Origin of the sequence: Streptomyces sp. NPDC085524 (assembly GCF_044541755.1) — a bacterium.
Taxonomy (GTDB): Bacteria; Actinomycetota; Actinomycetes; order Streptomycetales; family Streptomycetaceae; genus Streptomyces.
In genome coordinates this window covers 154,177-178,489 of sequence record NZ_JBITTH010000005.1, presented here as the reverse complement: position 1 = coordinate 178,489, position 24,313 = coordinate 154,177, and the positions used below count along the sequence as shown (strand labels likewise).

The 24,313-nt window shown below is 73.5% G+C and carries 25 protein-coding genes and 1 pseudogene; 15 read left to right on the top strand and 11 right to left on the bottom strand.

The features are described from left to right. Window positions 1-3: 3 nt before the first annotated feature. A complete protein-coding gene (locus tag ACIGFK_RS09545) occupies window positions 4-873 on the bottom strand; it encodes a class I SAM-dependent methyltransferase (protein WP_386465235.1) in 870 nt (289 codons plus the stop codon). Between the two features lie 396 nt (window positions 874-1,269). On the opposite strand from ACIGFK_RS09545, the gene rpsA reads away from it, so the two are divergent. From rpsA to ACIGFK_RS09525, 4 genes are all read left to right on the top strand, one after another. Next, window positions 1,270-2,778: a 30S ribosomal protein S1 gene (gene rpsA / locus ACIGFK_RS09540; RefSeq protein WP_327413389.1), complete on the top strand. Its 1,509-nt coding sequence runs from the start codon at window positions 1,270-1,272 to the stop codon at window positions 2,776-2,778. Between the two features lie 192 nt (window positions 2,779-2,970). Then, complete coding sequence (locus ACIGFK_RS09535; RefSeq protein ID WP_376658746.1) at window positions 2,971-3,909, top strand: PAC2 family protein; 939 nt, start codon at window positions 2,971-2,973, stop codon at window positions 3,907-3,909. A 68-nt stretch (window positions 3,910-3,977) separates the two neighbouring features. Then, a complete protein-coding gene (coaE, locus tag ACIGFK_RS09530; RefSeq protein ID WP_376658747.1) occupies window positions 3,978-4,583 on the top strand; it encodes a dephospho-CoA kinase in 606 nt (201 codons plus the stop codon). Window positions 4,584-4,674: 91 nt separating this feature from the next. Next, window positions 4,675-5,058: a tetratricopeptide repeat protein gene (locus ACIGFK_RS09525; protein WP_376658748.1), complete on the top strand. Its 384-nt coding sequence runs from the start codon at window positions 4,675-4,677 to the stop codon at window positions 5,056-5,058. Between the two features lie 63 nt (window positions 5,059-5,121). On the opposite strand, the gene ACIGFK_RS09520 is transcribed toward ACIGFK_RS09525, so the two are convergent. Together ACIGFK_RS09520 and ACIGFK_RS09515 are read right to left on the bottom strand one after the other, a co-directional pair. Beyond that, window positions 5,122-5,382 carry a DUF6343 family protein gene (locus tag ACIGFK_RS09520; RefSeq protein ID WP_376658749.1) on the bottom strand — a complete coding sequence of 87 codons (261 nt, stop codon included), beginning with the start codon at window positions 5,380-5,382 and terminating at the stop codon, window positions 5,122-5,124. A 67-nt stretch (window positions 5,383-5,449) separates the two neighbouring features. After that, complete coding sequence (locus ACIGFK_RS09515; protein WP_400051122.1) at window positions 5,450-6,091, bottom strand: hypothetical protein; 642 nt, start codon at window positions 6,089-6,091, stop codon at window positions 5,450-5,452. Between ACIGFK_RS09515 and ACIGFK_RS09510 the strand changes: the two are divergent. Next, a pseudogene (locus ACIGFK_RS09510) lies at window positions 6,090-6,395 on the top strand (multiprotein-bridging factor 1 family protein); the annotation flags it as partial. The gene ACIGFK_RS09515 and the pseudogene ACIGFK_RS09510 overlap by 2 nt on opposite strands. On the opposite strand, the gene ACIGFK_RS09505 reads toward ACIGFK_RS09510, so the two are convergent. After that, window positions 6,365-6,997, bottom strand: coding sequence for a hypothetical protein (locus tag ACIGFK_RS09505; RefSeq protein WP_400051234.1), 633 nt, complete (start codon window positions 6,995-6,997; stop codon window positions 6,365-6,367). The pseudogene ACIGFK_RS09510 and the gene ACIGFK_RS09505 sit on opposite strands and share 31 nt — an antisense overlap. Before the next feature lie 73 nt (window positions 6,998-7,070). Here ACIGFK_RS09505 and ACIGFK_RS09500 point away from each other — a divergent pair, with 73 nt between their 5' ends. The 3 genes from ACIGFK_RS09500 to ACIGFK_RS09490 all read left to right on the top strand — a co-directional run bounded on the left by ACIGFK_RS09500 (window position 7,071) and on the right by ACIGFK_RS09490 (window position 11,717). Then, complete coding sequence (locus ACIGFK_RS09500) at window positions 7,071-7,595, top strand: hypothetical protein (protein ID WP_376658774.1); 525 nt, start codon at window positions 7,071-7,073, stop codon at window positions 7,593-7,595. A gap of 91 nt (window positions 7,596-7,686) precedes the next feature. Next, window positions 7,687-10,515 (top strand): SNF2-related protein, encoded by a 2,829-nt coding sequence (locus tag ACIGFK_RS09495; RefSeq protein ID WP_400051120.1) that lies wholly within the window; start codon window positions 7,687-7,689, stop codon window positions 10,513-10,515. Further along, window positions 10,512-11,717: an SWIM zinc finger family protein gene (locus ACIGFK_RS09490; protein WP_400051118.1), complete on the top strand. Its 1,206-nt coding sequence runs from the start codon at window positions 10,512-10,514 to the stop codon at window positions 11,715-11,717. The genes ACIGFK_RS09495 and ACIGFK_RS09490 overlap by 4 nt, the downstream gene beginning before the upstream one ends. Here the strand turns inward: ACIGFK_RS09490 and ACIGFK_RS09485 are convergent. Further along, window positions 11,698-12,246, bottom strand: a complete 549-nt coding sequence (locus ACIGFK_RS09485; RefSeq protein ID WP_376658753.1) for a hypothetical protein — start codon at window positions 12,244-12,246, stop codon at window positions 11,698-11,700. The two genes, ACIGFK_RS09490 and ACIGFK_RS09485, sit on opposite strands and share 20 nt — an antisense overlap. A 127-nt stretch (window positions 12,247-12,373) precedes the next feature. On the opposite strand from ACIGFK_RS09485, the gene ACIGFK_RS09480 reads away from it, so the two are divergent. Further along, complete coding sequence (locus ACIGFK_RS09480; RefSeq protein WP_400051116.1) at window positions 12,374-13,084, top strand: chaplin; 711 nt, start codon at window positions 12,374-12,376, stop codon at window positions 13,082-13,084. On the opposite strand, the gene ACIGFK_RS09475 is transcribed toward ACIGFK_RS09480, so the two are convergent. Next, on the bottom strand, window positions 13,077-13,733 hold the full coding sequence (locus tag ACIGFK_RS09475) for a DUF2293 domain-containing protein (protein WP_376658755.1): 657 nt from the start codon (window positions 13,731-13,733) through the stop codon (window positions 13,077-13,079). The genes ACIGFK_RS09480 and ACIGFK_RS09475 overlap by 8 nt on opposite strands. A 139-nt stretch (window positions 13,734-13,872) precedes the next feature. Between ACIGFK_RS09475 and ACIGFK_RS09470 the strand changes: the two genes are divergently transcribed. The 3 genes from ACIGFK_RS09470 (at window position 13,873) to ACIGFK_RS09460 (ending at window position 15,790) form a co-directional block, all read left to right on the top strand. After that, window positions 13,873-14,274, top strand: a complete 402-nt coding sequence (locus ACIGFK_RS09470) for a cupin domain-containing protein (RefSeq protein ID WP_400051114.1) — start codon at window positions 13,873-13,875, stop codon at window positions 14,272-14,274. A gap of 10 nt (window positions 14,275-14,284) precedes the next feature. Beyond that, window positions 14,285-14,929, top strand: coding sequence for a uridine kinase (locus tag ACIGFK_RS09465; protein WP_376658757.1), 645 nt, complete (start codon window positions 14,285-14,287; stop codon window positions 14,927-14,929). Window positions 14,930-15,574: 645 nt separating this feature from the next. Beyond that, window positions 15,575-15,790, top strand: a complete 216-nt coding sequence (locus ACIGFK_RS09460; protein WP_400051112.1) for a hypothetical protein — start codon at window positions 15,575-15,577, stop codon at window positions 15,788-15,790. Between the two features lie 14 nt (window positions 15,791-15,804). Here ACIGFK_RS09460 and ACIGFK_RS09455 read toward each other — a convergent pair whose 3' ends face one another. Then, entirely contained in the window at window positions 15,805-16,698 is an 894-nt protein-coding gene (locus ACIGFK_RS09455; RefSeq protein ID WP_376658759.1) for a carbohydrate kinase family protein, read from the bottom strand. Next, on the bottom strand, window positions 16,695-17,639 hold the full coding sequence (locus ACIGFK_RS09450) for a pseudouridine-5'-phosphate glycosidase (RefSeq protein ID WP_376658760.1): 945 nt from the start codon (window positions 17,637-17,639) through the stop codon (window positions 16,695-16,697). The genes ACIGFK_RS09455 and ACIGFK_RS09450 overlap by 4 nt, the downstream gene beginning before the upstream one ends. Before the next feature lie 167 nt (window positions 17,640-17,806). Here ACIGFK_RS09450 and ACIGFK_RS09445 point away from each other — a divergent pair, with 167 nt between their 5' ends. Next, window positions 17,807-18,184, top strand: coding sequence for a cupin domain-containing protein (locus tag ACIGFK_RS09445; protein WP_376658761.1), 378 nt, complete (start codon window positions 17,807-17,809; stop codon window positions 18,182-18,184). On the opposite strand, the gene ACIGFK_RS09440 is transcribed toward ACIGFK_RS09445, so the two are convergent. From ACIGFK_RS09440 to ACIGFK_RS09430, 3 genes are all read right to left on the bottom strand, one after another. Next, window positions 18,178-19,380 carry an MFS transporter gene (locus ACIGFK_RS09440; RefSeq protein ID WP_376658771.1) on the bottom strand — a complete coding sequence of 401 codons (1,203 nt, stop codon included), beginning with the start codon at window positions 19,378-19,380 and terminating at the stop codon, window positions 18,178-18,180. The genes ACIGFK_RS09445 and ACIGFK_RS09440 overlap by 7 nt on opposite strands. 298 nt (window positions 19,381-19,678) lie before the next feature. Further along, on the bottom strand, window positions 19,679-20,242 hold the full coding sequence (locus ACIGFK_RS09435; protein WP_376658762.1) for a methylated-DNA--[protein]-cysteine S-methyltransferase: 564 nt from the start codon (window positions 20,240-20,242) through the stop codon (window positions 19,679-19,681). A 35-nt stretch (window positions 20,243-20,277) separates the two neighbouring features. Next, window positions 20,278-21,198, bottom strand: coding sequence for a glycerophosphodiester phosphodiesterase (locus ACIGFK_RS09430; protein ID WP_376658763.1), 921 nt, complete (start codon window positions 21,196-21,198; stop codon window positions 20,278-20,280). 262 nt (window positions 21,199-21,460) lie between these two features. Here ACIGFK_RS09430 and uvrB point away from each other — a divergent pair, with 262 nt between their 5' ends. Further along, the gene (gene uvrB / locus ACIGFK_RS09425) at window positions 21,461-23,617 is read left to right on the top strand and encodes an excinuclease ABC subunit UvrB (protein WP_386465258.1); all 2,157 of its coding nucleotides are present in this window, start codon (window positions 21,461-21,463) and stop codon (window positions 23,615-23,617) included. A gap of 90 nt (window positions 23,618-23,707) precedes the next feature. Further along, complete coding sequence (locus ACIGFK_RS09420; RefSeq protein WP_376658765.1) at window positions 23,708-24,286, top strand: TerD family protein; 579 nt, start codon at window positions 23,708-23,710, stop codon at window positions 24,284-24,286. Window positions 24,287-24,313: the final 27 nt, after the last annotated feature.

Sequence of the window (24,313 nt, the reverse complement as noted above, 5' to 3'; positions counted from 1 at the left end):
GGGTCAGACCCTCTCGCACACGAAGATCGCCGTACCGGGGATCAGGTTCCCGCGCAGCGGGGACCAGCCGCCCCACTCCTGGCTGTTCCACTCGGGCCACTCCGGCTCGACCAGGTCGACCAGGCGGAAACCGCCCGCCACCACGTCGCGGACCCGGTCGCCGAGGGTGCGGTGGTGCTCCACGTACACGGCGCGGCCCTGCTCGTCCTGCTCGACGTACGGGGTCCGGTCGAAGTAGGAGGCGGCGACGGACAGCCCCTCGGGCCCCGGCTCGTCGGGGAAGGCCCAGCGGATCGGGTGGGTGACGGAGAAGACCCAGCGGCCGCCGGGGCGCAGGACGCGGTGGACCTCGCGCATCACGTTCACGGGGTCGGCGACGAAGGGGACGGCCCCGTACGCGGAGCAGGCCAGGTCGAAGGAGCCGTCGCGGAAGGGCAGCCTCCCGGCGTCGGCCTCCACGAGCGGGACGTCGTCGCCGATGCGCAGGGCGTGCTGGAGCTGGCGGTGGGAGAGGTCCAGGGCCACCGGGCGGGCGCCCCGGGCGGCGAGCCAGCGCGAGCACTGGGCGGCACCGGCGCCGATCTCCAGGACGTCCTTGCCCTTGAGGGAGGCGGCCGGGCCGAGCAGGGCGGCGTCCGCCTCGTCCAGGCCCTCCGGCCCCCACACGAAGCGGTCGTCGCCGAGGAAGGCGCCGTGCTCGCTCTGGTACTCGTCGGCGTTGCGGTCCCACCAGCCCCGGCTGGCCCGGCTGCTCTCCGCTTCCCCGGCCTCACGGCGCGTGGCCTCGGCGTCGTCGAAGTCGTCGGAGGGACCGCCGGCGGAGCCCGGATCGGCCTCGTACGCGTCTTCGGGGGCGTAGTCCTCTTGGTTCATGGGGCCCGTCGTCGTAGTGTGCGGATGTCTGCGGACGTCCGTGGTATGCGGCGGACGTCGCCGACTGACTGCTGCAAACGTGTCGGGAGGGTCATCACGCCCTTCCCACACACGAATTGTGCCGGATATGCGGCGATCCGCCGGGGGTGTGCGCCTTCGCGCATTGACCCTGTCCGGCAGCCCCCGTATGCTACAAGTTGCGCTGCGAGCCTGTGCTCCTCAGACCTAGCAGGCTGCGCTTGTATCTGTTGATGTCCCCTCGGTTTTCGAGGCCCTCCCCGCTTCCCGCGGATCAAGGGCTTCCTTGGCTGTCCGGCTTCATCGGCAGATGCCGATAAGGGCTCCCGGCGTAGCAGTACCTACGACTTTCTGTCCGTAACCGGAGCCCTTTCCCACATGACGAGCAGCACCGAGACCACCTCTACCACCCCGCAGGTAGCGGTCAACGACATCGGTAACGAGGAAGCCTTCCTCGCCGCGATCGACGAGACGATCAAGTACTTCAACGACGGCGACATCGTCGACGGCGTCATCGTGAAGGTCGACCGGGACGAGGTCCTGCTCGACATCGGTTACAAGACCGAAGGCGTGATCCCGAGCCGTGAGCTCTCGATCAAGCACGACGTCGACCCGAACGAGGTCGTCAAGGTCGGCGACGAGATCGAGGCGCTTGTTCTCCAGAAGGAGGACAAGGAAGGCCGTCTGATCCTGTCCAAGAAGCGCGCTCAGTACGAGCGTGCCTGGGGCACGATCGAGAAGATCAAGGAAGAAGACGGCATCGTCACCGGTACCGTCATCGAGGTCGTCAAGGGTGGTCTCATCCTCGACATCGGCCTCCGCGGCTTCCTCCCGGCCTCTCTCGTCGAGATGCGCCGCGTCCGCGACCTCCAGCCCTACGTGGGCAAGGAGCTCGAGGCGAAGATCATCGAGCTGGACAAGAACCGCAACAACGTGGTCCTGTCCCGCCGTGCCTGGCTCGAGCAGACCCAGTCCGAGGTTCGCCAGACGTTCCTCACCACCCTGCAGAAGGGTCAGGTCCGCTCCGGCGTCGTGTCCTCGATCGTCAACTTCGGTGCCTTCGTGGACCTGGGTGGCGTCGACGGTCTCGTCCACGTCTCCGAGCTGTCCTGGAAGCACATCGACCACCCGTCCGAGGTTGTCGAGGTCGGCCAGGAAGTCACCGTCGAGGTCCTCGACGTCGACATGGACCGCGAGCGCGTCTCCCTGTCGCTGAAGGCGACGCAGGAAGACCCGTGGCAGCAGTTCGCCCGGACCCACCAGATCGGTCAGGTCGTCCCGGGTAAGGTCACCAAGCTGGTTCCGTTCGGTGCGTTCGTCCGCGTGGACGAGGGCATCGAGGGCCTGGTCCACATCTCCGAGCTGGCCGAGCGCCACGTGGAGATCCCGGAGCAGGTCGTCCAGGTCAACGACGAGATCTTCGTCAAGGTCATCGACATCGACCTCGAGCGTCGCCGGATCTCGCTGTCGCTGAAGCAGGCCAACGAGTCCTTCGGTGCCGACCCGGCGTCGGTCGAGTTCGACCCGACCCTGTACGGCATGGCCGCGTCCTACGACGACCAGGGCAACTACATCTACCCCGAGGGCTTCGACCCCGAGACCAACGACTGGCTCGAGGGCTACGAGAAGCAGCGCGAGGCCTGGGAGACCCAGTACGCCGAGGCGCAGCAGCGCTTCGAGCAGCACCAGGCCCAGGTCATCAAGAGCCGCGAGGCCGACGAGGCCGCTGCGGCCGAGGGCGCTGCCGCCCCGGCCGCCGGTGGCAACGCCGGTGCGGGCATCTCGGGTGGTTCGTACTCCTCGGAGTCGGACGAGACCTCCGGCGCCCTGGCGTCGGACGAGGCCCTGGCCGCGCTCCGCGAGAAGCTGGCCGGCGGCCAGAGCTGATCGCAGCGCGCACCACGCCTCCGGGCGTGAGCCGAGCTGGTTGAGTTGAAAAGCGAGGCCCGTCCCCTTCGGGGGGCGGGCCTCGCTTCGTTGCCGGCCGTCCCCTTCTCTCGCCGGAGTTGCCAACTGGGGAATGCCGGGGCCCTCTTTGACGTTCTTTCCAGAGAACGCAGCGAGGGAGGAGTGGTGACGGTGCTCGATCCACAGGGGTTGTACGAATGGGACGCCAAGGGCCTGGCGGTGGCCGACCTGGCGCTCGCCCAGGACTCGGCCGGGCTGGTCATGCTGTACCACTTCGAGGGGTACATCGACGCGGGTGAGACCGGCGAGCAGATCGTCGAGCGGCTCCTGGACACCCTGCCCCACCAGGTGGTGGCCCGCTTCGACGCGGACCGGCTGGTGGACTACCGGGCACGCCGCCCGCTGCTGACGTTCAAGCGCGACCACTGGACCGAGTTCGAGGAGCCCCGGCTGGAGGTCCGGCTCGTCCAGGACGCCACCGGAGCCCCCTTCCTGCTGCTCTCCGGCCCGGAGCCGGACGTGGAGTGGGAGCGTTTCGCCGTCGCCGTCCGGCAGATCGTCGAGCGCCTCGGCGTACGGCTCTCCGTCAACTTCCACGGCATCCCGATGGGCGTCCCGCACACCCGCCCCGTCGGCATCACCCCGCACGGCAACCGGACGGACCTCATGCCGGGCCACCGCAGCCCCTTCGACGAGGCGCAGGTGCCGGGCAGTGCGGAGTCGCTGGTCGAGTTCCGGCTGTCGCAGGCCGGGCACGACGTGCTGGGCGTCGCCGCGCACGTACCGCACTACGTGGCCCGTTCCTCGTACCCGGACGCTGCGCTGACGGCGCTGGAGGCGATCACGGCTGCGACCGGGCTGGTCCTGCCCGCCGTGGCGCACGCACTGCGGACCGAGGCGCACCGCACCCAGACGGAGATCGACCGGCAGATCCGGGAGGGCGACGAGGAGCTCGTCAACCTGGTCCAGGGGCTCGAGCACCAGTACGACGCGGCCGCCGGCGCCGAGACCCGGGGCAACATGATCGCCGAGCCGGCCGAGATCCCGTCGGCGGACGAGATCGGCCGCGAGTTCGAGCGGTTCCTGGCGGAGCGCGAGGGCGAGGGCTGAACGGGCCGCCGAGGGCGGTGGTGCAGGGGGCTGTGGGCCCGGCACGGTCGGGGCACTAGGCTGCGGGCATGCTGAAGGTGGGCCTGACGGGCGGAATCGGTGCCGGCAAGAGCGAGGTCTCTCGGCTGCTGGCGGGGTACGGGGCGGTCGTCGTCGACGCCGACCGGATCGCGCGGGAGGTCGTGGAGCCGGGCACGCCCGGGCTCGCGGCCGTCGTGGCGGCCTTCGGGGAGTCGGTGCTGACCCCGGAGGGCACGCTGGACCGGCCGAAGCTCGGTTCGGTGGTCTTCGCGGACCCGGCGAAGCTCCAGACGCTGAACGCGATCGTGCACCCGCTGGTCGGGGCCCGGTCGGCCGAGCTGGAGGCCGCCGCGGGGGCCGACGCGATCGTGGTGCACGACGTACCCCTGCTCACCGAGAACGGCCTGGCCCCGCTCTACGACCTGGTGGTCGTGGTGGACGCGGCGCCGCAGACGCAGCTGGCGCGGCTCACCGCACTGCGGGGGATGCCCGAAGCGGAGGCGAAGGCCCGGATGGCCGCGCAGGCCACCCGGGAGCAGCGGCTGGCGGTGGCGACCCTCGTGATCGACAACGACGGGCCGCTGGAAGCGCTCGAACCGCAGGTGCGCACGGTGTGGGAGGAGCTCACGGAGCGGGCTGCGGCGGCCGGGTAGGGGCCGCGGCGGACGGCGCCGGCTGACGTGTGCATGGAATAGCGGGCCGGGTGGGTGCGTTGAACGCGCCCGTAGAGGGAAGGATCCATCCGTGTCCGAGTCCACGCGCCCCACGCCGCCGGCCAGCCCCGAGACCCACGTCATCGACTACCGGGCCGCCGAGCAGCTGCTCGCCGCCCGCGACCCGCGCGGCGCGGTCAAGCTGCTCGACTCGGTCATAGCCGCCCACCCGGAGAACACGGCGGCCCGGCTGCTGCGGGCCCGCGCCTTCTTCGCGGCGGCCCAACTGCGTCCGGCGGAGCTGGAGTTCGAGCTGGTGCTGGAGCGCGAGCCGGACAACGCCTTCGCGCACTTCGCGCTGGCCCGCACCCACGAGCGCTCCGGCCGCCCCGACCAGGCCCGCAAGCACTTCCGGCTGGCGGCGGCGCTCGACCCGCAGCCGGAGTACCTGGAAGCGGCCCGGTTCGAGGACTGAGCCCAGGCCTCCGTGGAGCGGGCCCGGCCTCCGTGGAGCGGGCCCTGTCTCCGAGGAGCGGCCTCAGCGGTGGTGCGGCGGCTCGTACGGGGGGATGTCCCGGCCCGGCTGGTAGTGCGGGCCCTGGTGGATGTGGTGGACGACGACGATCAGGTCCGCCCCCGCCAGTACGAAGACCACCGCGCAGGCCGCCGCCCACCCGGGACGGCCGGCCAGCGAGAAGACGGCCGCCCCGGCTGCGGACCAGATCAGCCCCCACACGCTCAGCCAGAACCGCAGCCGCAGCGGACTGCGGGCGGTCACCGGCTCGTTTCCGGAACGCATGGGCATCGCTCATCGCCTCCCGTTCCATGGTCCCACCGGGGGCGCGGTCCGTGCGGGGTGCGCCGGTTCAGGGATCGAGCCGGTTCACGGCCGTCGTGGTCGTGCGGCGGAAACCGGCGACCGGGGCGTCGGACAGATCGCCCATCTGACCCCACTGCACGACGGTCACGGTGGAACCGTCGCGTCCGATCCCGAAGAGGTGCACGCCGGGTTCGGACTCGGGGAGCGAGGTGTGCACCCCGTAGACGTGCGCCCCCTCCTCGACGGGGAGCGTTCCGTAGTCCTGCCAGGAGGCGGTGCCGCCGGGGGTGGCGCGCAGCCAGTCCGCGGCGCAGGCCGCGACCTTCCGCTCCAGGCTGCGGACGAGCCTGGCGGCTGAGGCGGGTGTGGCGGACCGTACGGAGAGCTGTACGGCGCCCGTGTCGTACTCGGTGCCGAAGCGGCGGTGCCAGCTGCCGGCCGCGGGCAGTGCGCCCTCCAGGCAGATCGGCGGGAACTCGGGCAGCCCCTTGGTGACCTCGCCGGCGTACCAGGGGGAAGCGGGGTGCGGTGGCAGGTCGGTGCCGTCGAGGAAGCCGGGTGCGGTGGGAGCGGCCGGAGCGGCCGGAGCGGCGGTGGCGGCAGGGCCGGCCAGGGCCGTGGTCAGCAGGAGGGCGGCGGCCGCGGCGAGGGCGGCGGCGGTGCGTCGGACGGTGGTGCCTGGAAGCATGTTCGGTCTCCCCGTGGGTGTTTCGCGGTTCGTGCGGTCCGTACGAGCCTCTTCCCCGGGCGGGCGGCGGGTCGACGGTTCGGGGCGAAGTCGGGACGGTGGAACGCCCGTAGGCGCTGCAGGCTGGGGGAACACCCCTTGCATGGAACGGAGTCACGGGACGGGCGAGGCGGATGCCTTCGCGCGCCGGATGCGGGAGCTGAAGGAACGCGCCGGGCTGAGCTACGGGGTGCTGGCGCGCAGGCTGCACACGAGTACGTCGACCCTGCACCGCTACTGCAACGGGGAGGCGCTGCCCGCGGAGTTCGCGGTGGTGGACCGCTTCGCGCGGGCCTGCGGGGCCTCGGCGGGGGAGGCGGTGGAGCTGCACAGGGCGTGGTTGCTGGCGGACGCGCGGCGGAGAGCGGGGCCGGAGCCGGGGCCTGTCGCTGCCGCGCCGCCGGTCGTCGCCCCGCCGCCGGAACCCGAGTCGGAGCCGGTCGTCGCGGTGATGCCGGAGCCGGAGCCGGAGCCGGAGCCGGAGCCGGAGCCGGGGCCGGGGCCGGTCGTCGGCGTGCCGGAACCCGGGCCGGAGCCGCGGCCGGTGGTGCGTGGGGCCCGGTACCGGCGGCGGGGTTTCGTGTACGGGGCGGCGGGCGTGGCGGCGGCCGCGCTGGCGGTGACCGTCGCGGTGGTGGCGGCGTCCGGGCGGGGCGCGGCTCCGGCCGGGTCGGCGCTGCCGGCGGAGGTCTCCGTGTCCGCCTCCGGGTCGGGCCCGGCGTCGGCGTCCGCACCGGGAGCGGTGCCCGCGCCGTCCCCTTCGGCTCCGTCGGCCCCGGGGACCGCGCCGGGGCCGGGCACGTCCGCATCCGCGCCCGTGCCCGCGTCCGGGTCCGCGCCCGCTCCGGCCGCCGTGGTGCCGGTCAAGGCCGTCGTCCGGTCGCACGTGTGGGCGGCGGGATGCGATCACGCGTATCTCAGCGAGCGGGGGCCCGGGTCGGTGCCCGCGCCGCCCGTGGAGGCGGACGCGCCGGGCTGGGCGGCGGCGCAGCGGGCCGTGCACGCCGGGACGCAGATCGTGGAGGTCACCGTGCACGGGGTCGGCGCGGGCGCCGTGGTGCTGGAGGGGCTGGAGGTACGGGTGGCGGCCCGGCGCACCCCGCCGGCCTGGAACGTCTACCAGATGTCGCAGGGCTGCGGCGGGGGACTGACCCCGGCCGCCTTCGCCGTCAACCTGGACGCCCCCCGCCCGCTGGCGCGGCCCGTCCCCGGGAACGACGGGGGAGGGCGGCTGCCGGCCCCGGCCTTCCCGCTGAAGGTCTCGGCGGCCGAGCCGATCGTCCTGCGGGTCGAGGCCACCGCCACGGGCTGCGACTGCGACTGGTCCCTCGACCTGCGGTGGACCGGCCCGTCCGGTTCCGGCACGCTCCGCATCGACGACGGCGGGCAGCCGCTGCGGACCAGCGCGGCCACCGGCCGGCCCGTGTACGGCTACGCCGCGGAACTGGGTCGCTGGGGACGCTGAACCGCAGGTCAGAGGGGGTTGTCAGAGGCCGCGCCTAGACTCGTCGGCAGAGGGTCCACACATCGGCACACCGACCGGGGAGGGGGAGAGCGTGACGCCGCAGGCATCCGAGCGGGCGCTGTTGCGCCACGCCGCCGTCTTCCTGCCCGCCGCCGTCCCCCGCGAGGGCCGGGTCGTCTTCTGGGCGCCCGACGGCGACCCCCTGCCCGCCGTGGGCACACCGGTCCCGCTCACCGTCGTGCGTCCGCACGGTGACGGCGTCCGCAGCCGGACGGTGCCCGCGGTGGGCTTCTCCGTGGCCTCCGCCCTGCCGCTGCTGGCGCACGCCCCCAGGAGCCCGGTCGCGCATCCCGCCACGCGCGCCTGGGGCACCGCCGCCGTGCAGGCCCTTTCGCTGGCGGCGCGCGGCCGTCTGCTGCCCGGTCTCACCCCCGGAGGCTTCGACGCGTGGCGTGCCGGGCCGCTGGACGCCGCCGATGTCGGCCACCTCCGCGCGGTCGCCGCCGCGCTGCCGCACGAGGGGTACGCCACGCCGCTGGCCGGGCGCCGCCCGCTCCGGCTGCCCGAGCCGGAGGCGCTGGTCCGCGCCTTCCTCGACGCCGTCGCCGACAGCCTGCCCCGCACCCCGGCGGCCGCCGTCGCCGCCGGCCGGCCGTTCGCCGCCCGGGAGCCGCAGCAGGTGGCCGGGATGGAGGAATGGGCCGCGCAGGTCGCGGCCGGGGCCGACACCGGCGTCGGGATCTCGCTCCGGCTCGACCTGTCCTCCTTCGCCCTCTTCGACGAGGCGGCGGAGGAGGGCACCCGCCGTGCCGGAGCGGCCGTCGTGCAGGTGCACAGCCTCGCCGATCCGACCCTGGTCACCGATGCCGCACAGCTGTGGGCGGGCACCGCGGCCGCCGGGTTCGGGCCGCGCGCCCGGATCGACGCCGTGCTCGCGCTGCGCCGGGCCGCCCGGGTGTGGCCGCCGCTGCTGCGCCTGCTGGACCAGCCCGTTCCCGATGCCCTCGCCCTGTCCGATCCGGAGCTCGAAGACCTGCTGGGGGTGGCCGCGAGCCGGCTGGCGGGCGCCGGGGTCCTGGTCCACTGGCCGCGCGAGCTGGCTCGTACGCTGTCCGCGACCGCCGTCGTACGGTCCACCGCGCCCGGATCCGCGACCGACGGCACCGCCTTCTTCGACGCCGACCAGCTCTTCGACTTCTCCTGGGAACTGGCGCTGGGCGGCGACCGGCTGACCCCGGGTGAGATGGACGCCCTCGCCGAGGCGCACCGGCCGGTCGTCCGGCTGCGCGACCAGTGGGTGCGGGTCGATCCGGAGCTGGTGCGCAAGGCGCGCAAACGGCAGCTCGGCCTGCTCGACCCGGTGGACGCGCTGGCCACCGTGCTGACGGGGACGGCCCAGGTCGACGGGGAGCCGGTGGAGGCCGTCCCGGTGGGGGCGCTGGCCGCCCTGCGGGACCGGCTGACGGGGGAGCCGGCCCCGCTGCCGCAGCCCGCCGCGCTCAAGGCGACCCTGCGCGACTACCAGGCGCGCGGCCTGGCCTGGCTGGACCTGATGACCTCGCTGGGCCTGGGCGGCTGCCTCGCCGACGACATGGGCCTGGGCAAGACCGTCACCCTGATCGCGCTGCACCTGCACCGGGACCGCCCCGAGCCGACGCTCGTGGTGTGCCCGGCCTCGCTGCTCGGCAACTGGCAGCGGGAGATCGAGAAGTTCGCCCCCGGCACGCCCGTGCGCCGTTTCCACGGCGGCGGTCGCAGCCTCGACGATCTGACCGCGCCCGAGGGCGGGTTCGTGCTCACCACGTACGGGACGATGCGCGCCAGTGCACCGCTGCTGGCGGAGCAGCGCTGGGGCATGGTCGTCGCCGATGAGGCCCAGCACGTCAAGAACCCGCATTCGGCGACGGCGAAGGCGCTGCGCACCGTCCCGGCACCGGCCCGGGTGGCGCTGACCGGCACCCCGGTGGAGAACAACCTGTCCGAGCTGTGGGCGCTGCTCGACTGGACGACGCCGGGGCTGCTCGGTCCGCTCACCACGTTCCGGGCCCGCCACGCCCGCCCGGTGGAGCACCAGCAGGAGGAGGACGGCGGCAACGAGGCGGCGGTCGCCCGGCTCGCGGCGCTGGTCCGTCCCTTCCTGCTGCGCCGCAAGAAGTCCGATCCGGGCATCGCCCCCGAGCTGCCGCCGAAGACGGAGACCGACCATCCCGTCTCCCTCACCCGCGAGCAGGTCTCGCTGTACCGGGCGGCGGTGGATGAGGCGATGGCCGTGATCGGGGCGAGCGAAGGCATGGAACGCCGCGGCATGATCATGAAGTTGCTGGCCTCGCTCAAGCAGATCTGCAACCACCCCGCGCAGTACCTGAGGGAGGAACAGCCCCGGATACCGCACCGCTCGGGGAAGCTCGCCCTGCTGGACGAACTGCTGGACACGATCCTGGCCGAGGGCGGGTCGGTGCTGGTGTTCACCCAGTACGTGACGATGGCCCGGCTCATCGAGCGGCACCTGACGGCCCGGGGCATCGCGCACCAACTGCTGCACGGGGGTACCCCGGTGGCACGCCGCGAGGAGCTGGTGGACCGGTTCCAGGCGGGCGGGGTCCCCGTCTTCCTGCTGTCCCTGAAGGCGGCGGGCACCGGGCTGAACCTCACCCGCGCCGGGCACGTCATCCACTTCGACCGCTGGTGGAACCCGGCCGTCGAGGAGCAGGCCACCGACCGGGCCTACCGGATCGGCCAGACCCAGCCGGTGCAGGTCCACCGGATCATCGCCGAGGGCACCGTCGAGGACCGGATCGCGGAGATGCTGGAGGCGAAGCGGGCGCTGGCCGAGGCCGTCCTCGGTTCCGGCGAGGCGGCGCTGACCGAGCTGACCGACCGCGAGCTGGCCGACCTCGTGTCCCTGCGGAGGCCGGAATGATCACCGCGCGCGACGACCGCCGTCGCACCTTCGAGACCGTGCCCGCCGGGGTGGAAGCCGTCAGCTGGTGGGGGAAGGCCTGGGTGTCCGCCCTCGAAGGGGCCTCCTCCGACGGGGCCCGCCTGGCCCGGGGCCGTGCGTACGCGGCGGAAGGCCATGTCGACGCGGTCACCGTCACCCCCGGCAGGATCGTGGCGTACGTCCGGGGGAGCAGGGCCCGCCCGTACCGCACCGAGCTGTCCCTGCCCGCCTTCGAGGACGCCGAGTGGAGGGAGCTCCTGGAGGCCGTCGCGGCCGACCCGGCGGCGCTCGCCGCCCTGCTCGAGCGGGAGGTGCCGCAGTCGCTCGCGGACTCCGTCCTGCCCGGCGCGGGCGAGCTCGTCCCGCACTGCTCCTGCCCGGACTTCGGACGTCCGCCGTGCAAGCACGCGGCCGCCCTCTGCTACCGGGCGGCCCGCCTCCTGGACGCGGACCCGTTCGTACTGCTGCTCCTGCGCGGCCGGGGCGAGCGGGAGCTGCTCGACGAGCTCGGCCGCCGCAGCGCCGCCCACGCCGCGCGGGAACAGCCCGATGCCGCCCCCGACTTCCCCGGGGTCGAGGCCCGGGCGGCGCTCGCGCGCACCGGCCTGCCCCCGCTGCCCGCGCCGCTCGCCGCGCCCGCCGCCGTGGGGCTGCCGCCCGCCTACCCGGCCGAGCCGGGCGGCCCGGACCCCCTCGCCCTGGACCAGCTCGCCTCGGACGCGGCCGCCCGCGCCCTGGCCCTGCTCACCACCGGAGAGGACCCGGTCGCCGGGCTCACCCTCTGGCAGGACGCCGTCCGCCTGGCCTCCGTGCACCCCACGGCCGGCCTCACGGGCGCTGCCCGCACCCTCTACCGGGACCTGGCCCGCGCCACCGGCCGGACCACCACCGACCTCGCACGGGCCGCCGCGGCCTGGCGGCAGGGCGGCCTCCCCGCCCTCGCCGTCCTCGAAGAGCCCTGGGACCCCCCAGCCGGTCCCTTCGACCGGGCCCGCCCCGCCCTCCTCGCCGCGGACCAGGGCTCCTTCCGCCCCGAGCGCAACCGCCTCACCCGCGACGACCGCCAGCTCCGCCTCGGCCGCGACGCCCTCTGGTACCCCTACGAGTCCCGTCTCGTGGGCGAGGACTGGTGGCCGATGGGCCCGCCGTCCCCGGACCCGGTCACCGCTCTGCTGCGCTGAGCCCCGCCGCCCAGCGGGTCAGGGTGGTGAAGTCGCGGTCGCGCAGGCCGTGCCGGGGGTGGATGCGCAGGAGCAGGGCCGGGGCCGGGTGGTGGGCGGCGACCCACTCGCGGTCGCGGGGCGTGATCATGTCGTCGACCCAGGCGAACGGGCGCCCGCCCGCCCAGTCGACGAGGGCCCGGGTCTTCCAGGAGAGGCCGTCCGGGTCGTCCGCGAAGAGCTCCGGCCACTCGACCACGGGCAGATCACCGGGCAGTCCGATGTGCGGGGCGATCAGGGTGTTGGCCTGGTGCGTCCAGGCTGTGGCCCAGGTGAGTTCGAAGGGCAGGGCCAGCAACCGGGGCCCGTGGGAGGGGTGGAGGCGGACGCGTGCGCCGCGGCGGGCCTTGCGGGAGTCCGGGTCGCGGTAGGCCAGCCAGACGTCCGGGCGCATCCGGTGGCTGGTGTAGCCGCGCAGGCCGGCGCTGAGCGAGCGGAACGGGTTGAGGGGTCCGTCCACATCGAGGAGGAGCACGGGGCGTTCGGTCATGAAGTAGGCACTACCCAGTACACGATGGAGTGAAATGCCTACCGGCTCTATAACCCGTATGGGTTCGAAGCGTTGTTTCCGGTGTGGGTGCAGCGCCCGCGAACTCCTCCGGAAGGCAGGGAAACTGATGCGTCACAGTCGTCGGAAGGGCTTGATCGCGGCGGTGGTCGCGGGAGGCGGGCTGGCGGTCGCGGGCGTGGGAGGCTTCGCCCACGCCGATGCGGATGCGGACGGCCGGGCCGAACGCTCGCCGGGACTGCTGTCCGGGAATCTGGTACAGCTGCCCGTCCACGTCCCGGTGAACGTGTGCGGGAACACCGTGAGCGTGGTCGGCGTACTCAACCCGGCGGCCGGCAACACCTGTTCCAACGGCGCACCCGGGGGCGGTGGAGGGAATCCTGACCCGCGGCCCTCGCACCCGGCGAAACCCGGGGCCGGGGCCGACGGGGGTGCCTCGGCCGATGGGCGCGCAACGGATTCGCCCGGCGTGCTGTCGGGCAACGGCCTCCAGCTTCCGGTCGACCTCCCGCTGAACGTCAGCGGCAACTCCGTGAACGTCGTGGGCATCGGCAACCCCGTCCACGGCAACACCTCCGTCAACGGCGGGACTCCCGGTGGAGCCGAGCCGACCCAGCCGCCCGCGACCGGGCAGCCCGTGACCCCGCCGAAGCCCCCGGTACCCCCGCAGCAGCCCCAGAAGCCCCAGACGCCCCAGCAGACCCGGCACACCGGAGCGCTCGCCCACACCGGCTCCGAGGGGGTCGGCTACCTCCTGCCCGGCGGCGGCGCCCTGCTCCTCGGCGGCGTCCTCCTCTACCGCCGCTTCCGCCTCAACTAGGGCGAGTGCGCCACCCGTCCAGGACGGCGTCGATCTGCGCGGCCAGCCGGGCCCGGGCCGCGAACCGGGGTACGCCCGCCATCAGCAGGGCGTCGTACTCGGTGTCCGTGTGCCGCACGGCCGCCCGTACCGCGACGGTGACCGCGAGTTCGTCGAGCGCCCGGCCGGCCGCAGTGCGGCCCACCCGGCCGCTGCCGCGCAGCGAGGCGTGCGCGGCGATCGCCACGGCCCGGTCGGCCGGGCAGCCGGGGAACAGCCGCACTATCTCGGCGGCGAAGGCCGCCGTGAACCGGGTGTCCTCGGCCGTACGCCGCACCCGGTCGCGCTCCCTGCGCCGGGCCCGCGCCTCGGAGTCCGCGAAGCAGGCGCGTTCCGCGCGCGCCAGCGCGGCGTCCTCGACGTACAGGCCCTGGCGCTCGTAGCGGCGGCGGCGCTTGTTGAAGCGGACGACGACCGCCGAGAGCGAACTGGCCTCGCGGGAGCGGCGGGTGAGCGCGGCGTCCCCGCGCGGCAGGTAGACGAGGTGCCCGAGATCCGCGCAGTCCAGGCAGCGCGGTACCCCGGCCTCCCGGACGAGGTGCCGCAGCGGGCCCTGCCGGCACTCCGCACAGTGGATCTGCTTCGCGGACTCGAACACCACCAGGCTCATACAGGTGTGATACCGCCGCAGGGCCCTCATATCACCTGACAGGAAACGGCGGTTGATGTTTCCGCAATTCCTTCTCGTCTCCGGGCAGCGCTTCTACCGTGATTCGGTGGTCCACCAGCGGTCCACTGAGGAGGGGTGCATGCGCGCACTGCAGGTGAGGGCCGCACAACCCCGCCCGAGACCCAGACCGAAGCCGCTTCCGAAGCCGCGGTCGAAGAGCAGGCCGAAGCCGGCGGCGCCGGCCCGGGAGGTCGTCATACCGCCGGGCGGCTGCACCGGCTGGCACTTCCACCGGGTCCCGCTGGACGCCGTGGTGCTGGAGGGAACCCTGACCCGGGTCCTGCACGACGGCACGGTCGAGGTGCACCCGGCAGGGACCTCCTTCGTGGAACCGGCCGGCATCGACCACATCCACCTCGGCCACAACCTCGGCGCCGAACCGGTCGTCCTCCGCATCACCCCCGCACTCCCGGTGGGCACCCCCTTCGCCATATCCACCCCGCCCCCGCCGGGAGTCAGCGGGGCGTCCTGCTGCCGTTGACAATGGACCGGTGCAGTTCGAAGCGATCACCTGGCAGCGGATGGCCGAGCGGCTCGCCGGTCATCTCGACGACACCCCCGAGCAGGGGAGTTGGCGGCGAGTCGGCATCGACGGGGCGCCCGCCGCCGACACCGGTGTGCTCGCGGGACACCTCCAGGAGGCGCTGCGCCTGCGCAGCCGGCCCGCGCTGGTGGTGGCGGCCGAGGGGTTCCTGCGGCCGGCCTCCCTGCGCTTCGAGTTCGGGCGCGAGGACGTGGACTCGTACCTCGGCGGCTGGTACGACACGGCCGCGCTCTGGCGGGAGGTGTTCGGCCCGACGGACCCCGGAGGCACCGGGCGGGTGCTGCCCGACCTCTGGGACCCGGTGACGGACCGGGCGACCCGCAGCCCGTACGTCGAACTCCCGCCCGGCGGCGTGCTGATCGTGCACGGGCCGCTGCTGCTGGGGCACTGGTTCCCCTTCGACCTCAGCGTCCACATCCGGCTGTCGGCGGGCGCGCTCGCCCGCCGCACCGAGGAGCGGGCCCGCTGGACGCTGCCCGCGTTCGCCCGCTACGAGGCCGAGACCGACCCCGCGGCAGGGGCCGACGCGGTGGTCCGGGCCGACGACCCCCGCCATCCAGCCTGGACCGGCCTGCGCCCCTCCGCCGGCTGACCCCCGCCGACTGACCCCGCCCCCGTCCCCGCCCCGTCCCGGAGGTCCGGGGTCCGTAACGGGGGCATCCGCGCCCGGCGACGAACCGGATCCGGCCATCGTCCCGGCCGGAACCGCGCGCTACGTTGACGGAGGACTTCGACGGCGGCCACCCGGTGGTGCCTTGGCAGAGGGGGGGACGGCAATGGACGGACGCGGCAGGCCGGTTGCGGGTCCGGCACGGCTGCGGCGGCAGGCGTGCGCCGTGCTCGTGCTGTGCGGGGCCCTGGTCCTCACGGCGTGCAACGGCGACGACGGTGCCGGTGACGCGGGAGCCGCGGGCACGACCCCCGGCACGGGCACGGCGAGCCCGGCGAACCCGTCGGCCACGGCCACGGCCACGGCCACCGCCACCACCGCCACCACCGGCGGGCCGACGCCGTCCGCCTCCGCGGGCCCCGCCAAGAAGCCGACGCCGGCCTCGACCGCCGCCCCGACCGGCAAGCCGAAGCCGCCCGCCCCCGCTCCCGCCCCACCTGCAGCAGGCCACCCGTCGCGGACGACGAGATCGCCGTCTACCGCTGGACCCCCGAGGGCGGGTCCGCCGCCCTGATCGTCAAGCACGGGAACTGGGGCTGCGCCGTCACGGACGGCAGGACCCCCTTCGTGACCGTCGGCGAGGAAACGTTCATCCCGATCGCCGAGGATGCGAAGATCACCGCCCTCAGCCCGATCCTGTCCACGACCGTGAGCAAGCCGATCACCCTGCACGAGCTCACGTCGTGGCTGGAATCCCACCCGAACAGGGGCCTGGTGTTCCACTACAACGCGAACCACCGGGGCATCATCGACACCCTCGGCCAGGAGGAGTACACGCCGTAGGGGGCCGACCGCCGCTACGGACGGCCGCCCAGCCGGGTGACCGCCTGCGCGGCCGCCCGGCACCCCGCCCGGGCCGCGTCCGCCGGGGTCGCGCCCGCGAGCCGGGCCGACAGGAAGCCGCCGGTGAACGCGTCCCCGGCGCCCGTGGTGTCCAGCGCCCCGGCCGGCTCCGCCGGGACCTCGGCGGTGATCCGGCCCCGCTCGGCGACCAGTGCTCCCGCCGATCCCCGGGTCACCACCACCAGCGGTACCCGCCGGCTCAGCTCCACCGCCGCCCGGGCCACCCCCACCGGTTCCGGCAGCCCGGCCAGCAGCCGGGCCTCGTCCTCGTTGGGCAGCAGTACGTCGACCCCCGCCACCGCGTCGAGGAACCGCCGCGGCCCCAGCGCGGCCAGGAACCCGGCCGACGCGGGGTCCACGCTCACCGGCACCCCCCGCGCCCGGGCGTCCCGCAGCGCGACCAGCGCAAGCTCCCGGCTGCTGTCGGCGAAGAACAGGTAGCCGGACAGGTGCAGGTGGGCCGCCCCGTCCAGCAGGGAGGGGGTCCAGTCGGCGGGGCAGAGCCGCAGCGCGGCCCCGCTGTCGGTCAGGAAGGTCCGCTCCGCGTCCTTGGCGACCAGCGCGACCACCGTCCCGGTCGGCTCGTCCGGGTCGACCACCAGCCGCGGCCGCACGCCCGCCGCGAGCAGCGCCTCCTCGTGCCAGCGCGCCGAGTCCGCGCCCACCCGGGCGAGCAGCCGGACCTCCGCGGCCCCCGTCCGGGCCGCCCAGCAGGCCGCGTTGGCCCCGGCGCCGCCGGGCAGGGTCCGGATGCGGGCGGCCGTGTCGGTGGCCGGAGCCAGTGGCTCCGGATGCACCGCGACCACGTCCGTCACCACATCCCCGACGACCAGCAGCGCCCCGGTCACGCCCGTGCCGCCCAGGCCCCCGCGATCCTGGCGCCGAGCCGCACGTTGCCCCGTACCGCCGCCAGGTTCGCCTCCAGCGAGGCCCCGTCCGTCGCCCGGACCAGATACCCCAGCAGGAAGGGCGTCACCGCCTGCCCCGTGATCCCCTGCGCTCGGCACTCGGCGAGCGCCTCCGCCAGGACCCGGTCGTGCAGCCCCGGATCCAGCTGCTCCGCCTCCGCCACCGGATTGGCCACCAGCAGCGCCGACTCCGGACCGCCGAGTGCGTCCTGGGCGGCCATCACCGCCGCCACCTCCTCCGGCCGGTCCACGGTCCAGTCCACCGGCTCGCCCGAATCGGCCAGGTAGAAGCCGGGGAAGCGGTCCGTGCCGTATCCGAGCACCCCCACCCCCAGCGTCTCCAGCCGCTGCAACGTGGCCGGCACGTCCAGGATCGACTTCACGCCCGCGCACACCACGGTGATCCGCGTCCGCGCCAGCAACGACAGGTCCGCGGACTCGTCCTGCGTCTGCGCCCACTCGCGGTGCACGCCCCCCAGCCCGCCCGTGGCGAAGACCCGCAGGCCCGCCCGGGCGGCCAGGAAGGCCGTGGCGGACACCGTGGTCGCGCCGGTCGCGCCCGCCGCCAGGGCCGGCGCCAGATCCCGGTGACCGAGCTTGCGGACCCCGTCCGCGTCCCCGTCCGCGCCCGCGATCCGCTCCAACTGCGCCTTGTCCAGGCCCGCGTGCGCCACGCCGTCCAGGACCGCGATCGTTGCCGGAACGGCGCCCTCCGATCTGACCAGGGCCTCCAGTTCCAGGCCCACCGCCAGATTGCGGGGGCGGGGCAGGCCGTGCGCGAGGATCGTCGACTCCAGGGCCACCACGGGCCGGCGCCGGGCGAGTGCCTCACGTACCTCTTCGGACAGGACCGGGAGCTCAACCGCTGTGTGCTGTGACATGTCCCCATCCATGGCACACGATCGGCGCCCCCAAACGCCCGCCCGCCACTCCCGCCCGAACCTGTCCGAACAGCATCCCCACTGGACAGGGTGACTCGTCGGCCGGGCCGTTCCTGGACGCTCCGCTCACCGTGTCACGCCGGTGGACCGGACTACGCTGGCGCGCCATGAGCACCAGTGATCACTCCGCAGCCCCCGCCTCCTTCGCCGTCTCCGTCCCCGACGTACCGGACGCCGAACTCGAGGCCGATGACCTCGACCCCGACCAGATCGTCTCCGGGGACCCCGTCGTGACGGGCAAGGTGCTCTGGGAGTCGCCGGACGGCAAGCAGCTGCGCGGGATCTGGCAGATCACCCCCGGCGTGGTCACCGACGTCGAGGCCAACGAGCTGTTCGTGGTGGTCAGCGGCCGCGCCACCATCGAGGTCGAGGGCGGCGCGACCCTGGAGGTGGGCCCCGGTTCCGCCTGCGTCCTGCGGGAGGGCGACAAGACCACCTGGACCGTGCACGAGACGCTCCGAAAGGCCTACCACATCAGTTACTGACCGCCCTTGGCGGGAACGGGGTGTCGGCGCGCGGTGAACAGGGCGAGCGCCGCCAGCGGAAGCAGCAGCGCGGCCCCGATGGCATTCAGCCAGCCGTAGCCCGCCTGGGACATGACCAGGCCGGCGGCCGCGCCGCCCACGCCCGCGGAGGCGTTCATCGTGAGGTCGCTCAGGCCCTGTACGGCGGCCCGCGCGGGCTGCGGGACCGAGTCGGTCAGCAGCGCCGAGCCGGACACCATGCCGGCGGACCAGCCGAGGCCGAGGAGGAAGAGGCCGAGTGCGCTCTGGGCGTGGCTCGCCCCGGCGGTACCGGCGAGCAGTGCGGCGGTCGAGAGCAGCCCGGCCGCCAGGCCGATCACGGAGAGCCGGCCGAGGCGGTCCGCGAGCCAGCCCATGAGGGGCGAGAAGGCGAACATGCCGGCGATGTGGCCGCTGATCACCAGCCCGACGAGCTCCAGGCCGGCGCCGTGGTGGCCCAGGTCCACCGGGGTCATCACCATGATCGAGACCATGACGGTGTGCGACACCGCGACGGTGACGAGCGCGAGCCGGGCCCGCGGGGAGGCCTTGACCGCGGCGAACCCGGCACTCAGCGAGCGGCCCTCCCGGGACTGCTCCTCCGGTGAGGCCAGCGCCCGGGCCGTCAGCAGCGGATCGGGCCGCAGGAGTACGGCTATCAGCGCGGCGGTCAGTACGAAGACGGCGCCGGCCCACACGAAGGGGCCCGCCGTCTCGGGTATGGAGGTGCCGACGAAGCTGCGGCTGGCGGGGGCGGAGAGGTTGGGGCCGAGCACCGCGCCGAGGGTGGAGGCCCACACGACGACCGAGATCGCCCGCGCCCGGTGGTCCGGGGCGGCGAGGTCGGCGGCGGCGAACCGGGCTCCGAGGTTGGCGGAGGAGGCGGCGCCGAAGGCGGCCATGCCGACCATGAGCAGCGGGAAGCTCTTGACCGTGGCGGCGAGGACGACGAGCGCCGCGCCGACCGCGCCGATGCCGTACCCCAGCACCAGCCCGGGACGCCGCCCCCGCGAGGTCATCAGGGCGGCGAGCGGCAGCGAGACCAGGGCGGTGCCGATCACCGCGGCGGTGGACGCGAAACCGGACAGCGCCTCGGTGCCGCTGATCTGCGTGGCCAGTACGGGGGCCAGGGCGATGCTGATGGGCACGCCGAGGCCGCCGAGGACCTGGCTGGCCATGAGCACCCCGGAGGTGCGCCGCTGGAGCCGGGCCAGCTCCGCCTCGGTCCTCAGGAGCGGTGCGGCGGACCGGTCCGTGCCGGAGGAGGCGGTCACGCGGCGCACCCCCCTCGAGACGGCGGGACGGAGGGCGGTATCCAGCCGGGTGCGGCGGCAGAAGTAGTCACCGCCGCAGTTTCCCACCCCTTACCCGCCAACGGAACCGGAAAAGCCGCGCGGGCGCCGGGCGCAGCGGGCGCGCCTGGCGGAACGCGGGACCCGTCCGTGCCCGGCGCACCGGCCGGAGCGGGGGCCGCGGTCAGAAGAGCGGCTGCGGCAGGACGCCTTCCAGGGCGAGGAGCTGCCGCTTCGTCTCCACCCCGCCCCCGAAGCCGCCGATGCCCCCGTCGTTCTCCACGACCCGGTGGCACGGCACGACCACCGGCAGCGGATTCGACCCCATTGCGTTGCCCACCGCCTGGGCGGCCCCCGGCTGGCCCGCCCGGGCCGCCAGCTCGCCGTAGCCGACGACCGCGCCGTACGGGACGGAGCGGTCCAGCTCCTGGAGCACCTGCCGGTTGAAGCCGGAGCTGAGGCGCCAGTCCAGCGGCAGCTCGAAGCGCCGCAGCGAACCGGCGAAGTACGCGGACAGCTGGCGTATCGCCTCGGCCAGCAGCACCTCCTCGCCCGGCGCGGGCCGCCGGGCGTCCGCGCCGAGCCGGGAGACGAGCGACCCGATCATGGCGTCGACCCGCTCCGGCGCGGCGTGGAACTCGACGCGGACCAGGCCCACCGGGGTCGCGGCCAGGAGGAGGGGGCCGATGTCGCTGGCGACGACGGTCCATTCGAGGTGCGGCCCGCGGGGCCGCTCGGTGCTGTCCACGCCTCCACCGTACGGCCCCCCACCGACAGCACCGCTCAGAAGCCGCCCACCGCGTCGCGGACCACGTCCGGGGTGTTGGTGATGATCCCGTCCACCCCCATCGCCTGCACCTTGCGGGCGGTCGCCGCGTCGTCGACGGTCCAGGTGTCCACCTCCATCGCCTTGCCGTGGGGCCCCTGCAGGCCGTGCACCGCGGCGACCCAGTCGGCCGAGATCGTCGTGTGCCACGGGTTGATCCGGTCGGTGAACTCGGCGTACGCGGGCAGGTCCGCCACCGTCGGGGTGCCCAGGAAGGCCGTCACCAGGTCCGGGCGCAGCCCGTGCACGATGCGTACGGAGTCGGCGCTGAAGCTCTGCACCACCAGGCGCTGCGTCACGTGGCGCTCGTCGAGCCAGCCCGCCTCGCCGAGCACCTTCAGGGTCTGCTCCTCGATCCCCGGGTAGAGCCCCGGATTCTTGATCTCCAGCAGCAGCCGCTGCCGGTTGCGCTGCACCCGGTCGAGGTACTCCCGCAGGGTCGGCACGAAGGCGCCCGCGTACTCCTCGCCGAACCAGCTGCCCGCGTCCAGCCGGGCGATCTCGGCCGCCGTGAAGTCCTTGACCCTCCAGGGCTTGCGGTCGGGGAAGACCTGTTCGACGTCGGTGGTGCGGGCGAGGGTGTCGTCGTGGATCACCACGAGCTCGCCGTCCTTGGTGCGCTGCACGTCGTTCTCGACCCAGTCGAAGCCCAGCCGCCTCGCCAGGTCGATCGAGTCGAGGGTGTTCTCCGGGGCGTACGCCGAAGCCCCCCGGTGGGCGTAGACGACGGGTTCCCCCACGTCCGCCCGGCGGGCCGCGGGGCCGGCGGGGGAGGCGGTGCCCGGGCCGGGAGCGGCGGCCGAGGCCGTACCGCCCAGCAGGGTGAGGGTGAAACCCAGGAATGCGGCGGCGGTCGCGGCGGCGGGTCGGACGTACATGTGCGTTCTCCTCGGGTCGTGAGCCCTGTTCCTGCGTCAAACGGGTGCGGAGCGGCAGACGTTGTGGGATGCACTTCGCGGTGGTCGGCGGCGGTTCACGGCGGGCCTTCACCGCGATCATGGGGTTGAAGATCACCGAGCCGCCACCGAACTACGACAAACGGACCAGAACGGGTGAGGCCGCCCGGCCCCCGCCCCGCCCGCGCACGGCGCGCCCCCATGCGGGCACGTGCGTGTCAGTGGCGGGTCGTACGGTTGACTCATGCGGCCCGTATCGAAGATCGAACGCACGGTGGCGCCTTTCGAGGTCGTCAGCCCCTATCAGCCCAGCGGCGACCAGCCCGCGGCCATCGCCGAGCTGGAGAAGCGCATCCGTGCAGGTGAGAAGGATGTCGTCCTGCTGGGTGCGACCGGCACCGGAAAGTCGGCGACCACCGCCTGGATGATCGAGAAGCTCCAGCGCCCCACCCTGGTGATGGCGCCGAACAAGACGCTCGCCGCCCAGCTGGCGAACGAGTTCCGCGAGCTCCTGCCGAACAACGCGGTCGAGTACTTCGTCTCGTACTACGACTACTACCAGCCCGAGGCGTACGTACCGCAGTCCGACACCTACATCGAGAAGGACTCCTCGATCAACGAGGAGGTGGAGCGGCTGCGCCACTCCGCGACCAACTCGCTGCTCACCCGGCGGGACGTGATCGTCGTCGCCTCCGTCTCCTGCATCTACGGCCTGGGTACCCCACAGGAGTACGTCGACCGGATGGTCTCCCTCAAGGTCGGCGAGGAGATCGACCGGGACCAGCTGCTGCGCCGCTTCGTCGACATCCAGTACACGCGCAACGACCTGGCCTTCACCCGCGGCACCTTCCGGGTGCGCGGCGACACCATCGAGATCTTCCCGGTCTACGAGGAACTGGCCGTCCGCATCGAGATGTTCGGCGACGAGATCGAGGCCCTCTCCACCCTGCACCCGCTGACCGGCGAGGTCATCAGCGAGGACCGTGAGCTCTACGTCTTCCCCGCCAGCCACTACGTCGCGGGACCCGAGCGCATGGAGAAGGCGATCCGCGGGATCGAGGCCGAGCTGGCCGTGCGCCTCGCGGAGCTGGAGAAGCAGGGCAAGATGCTGGAGGCCCAGCGGCTGCGCATGCGCACCACCTACGACCTGGAGATGATGCGCCAGATCGGGTCCTGCTCCGGCATCGAGAACTACTCGCTGCACATGGACGACCGCGAGCCCGGCTCCGCCCCCAACACCCTCATCGACTACTTCCCCGAGGACTTCCTCCTCGTCATCGACGAGTCGCACGTCACGGTGCCGCAGATCGGGGCGATGTACGAGGGCGACGCCTCGCGCAAGCGGACCCTGGTCGACCACGGCTTCCGGCTGCCGTCCGCGCTCGACAACCGGCCGCTGAAGTGGGAGGAGTTCCTGGAGCGGGTCGGCCAGACCGTCTACCTGTCGGCCACGCCGGGCAAGTACGAGCTCTCCCGCTCCGACGGCTTCGTCGAGCAGATCATCCGCCCCACCGGCCTCGTCGACCCCGAGGTCGTCGTCAAGCCCACCGAGGGCCAGATCGACGACCTGGTGCACGAGATCCGGCAGCGGGTGGAGAAGGACGAGCGCGTCCTGGTCACCACCCTCACCAAGAAGATGGCCGAGGACCTCACCGACTACTTCCTGGAGCTCGGCATCCAGGTCCGCTACCTGCACAGCGACGTGGACACGCTGCGCCGCATCGAGCTGCTGCGCGAGCTGCGGTCCGGCGAGTACGACGTCCTCGTCGGCATCAACCTGCTGCGCGAGGGCCTCGACCTGCCCGAGGTCTCGCTCGTGGCGATCCTCGACGCCGACAAGCAGGGCTTCCTGCGCTCCGGCACCTCGCTCATCCAGACCATCGGCCGCGCGGCGCGCAACGTCTCCGGCCAGGTCCACATGTATGCGGACAGCATCACCCCGGCGATGGCGCAGGCCATCGACGAGACCAACCGGCGCCGCGAGAAGCAGGTCGCCTACAACAAGGCCAACGGGATCGACCCGCAGCCGCTGCGCAAGAAGATCAACGACATCGTCGCCACCATCGCCCGCGAGGAACTCGACACCGAGGAGCTCCTCGGCACGGGCTACCGGCAGACGAAGGACGGCAAGGCCCTCAAGGCGCCGGTGCCCGCCCTGGGCGGCAAGGCCGGTCAGGCGGCCAAGGCCGGCAAGGGTGCGAAGGGGGCCAAGGGCGACAAGGCGGCAGAGGTGCTCACCGACCGCCCGGCCGCCGAACTGGCCGCGCTCATCGAGCAGATGACCGAGCGCATGCGCGGAGCGGCAGCCGAGCTCCAGTTCGAGGTGGCGGCCCGGATCCGCGACGAGGTGGGCGAGTTGAAGAAGGAGCTGCGGCAGATGAAGGAAGCGGGCCTCGCCTGACCCGGAGCCTGTCAGTAGGGTTGGGTCACAGCCGCAGGCACATGCTGCGCGCCCGTCCAATGGGGCGGGCTATGGGAGAGGGGACGACGCGTGACGGTCAACATGACCAAGGGCCAGGCCATCAGCCTGCAGAAGTCGGACGGGGGGACGCTGACCGCGGTCCGGATGGGCCTCGGCTGGCAGGCGGCGAAGCGCCGCGGGCTCTTCGGCTCGCGGACCCGGGAGATCGACCTGGATGCCTCGGCGGTGCTCTTCGCCGACAAGCAGCCGGTGGACGTCGTCTTCTTCCGGCACCTGCAGAGCGACGACGGCTCGGTCCGGCACACCGGTGACAACCTCGTCGGCGGCGCCGGCCAGGGCGGGGACGACGAGTGCATCCTCGTCGACCTGCAGCGCGTGCCGGTGCACATCGACCAGATCGTCTTCACGGTGAACTCCTTCACCGGCCAGACGTTCCAGGAGGTGGAGAACGCGTTCTGCCGCATCGTCGACGAGACCAACGGCCAGGAACTGGCCCGCTACACCCTCGACGGCGGCGGTCAGTACACCGCGCAGATCATGGCGAAGGTGTCGCGCGTGGGCGGCGGCTGGCAGATGACGGCCCTGGGCACCCCGGCCAACGGCCGGACCTTCCAGGACCTGATGCCGGCGATCCTGCCGCACCTGTAAAGCGAAGAGGAACGGGGGAGACGGGAC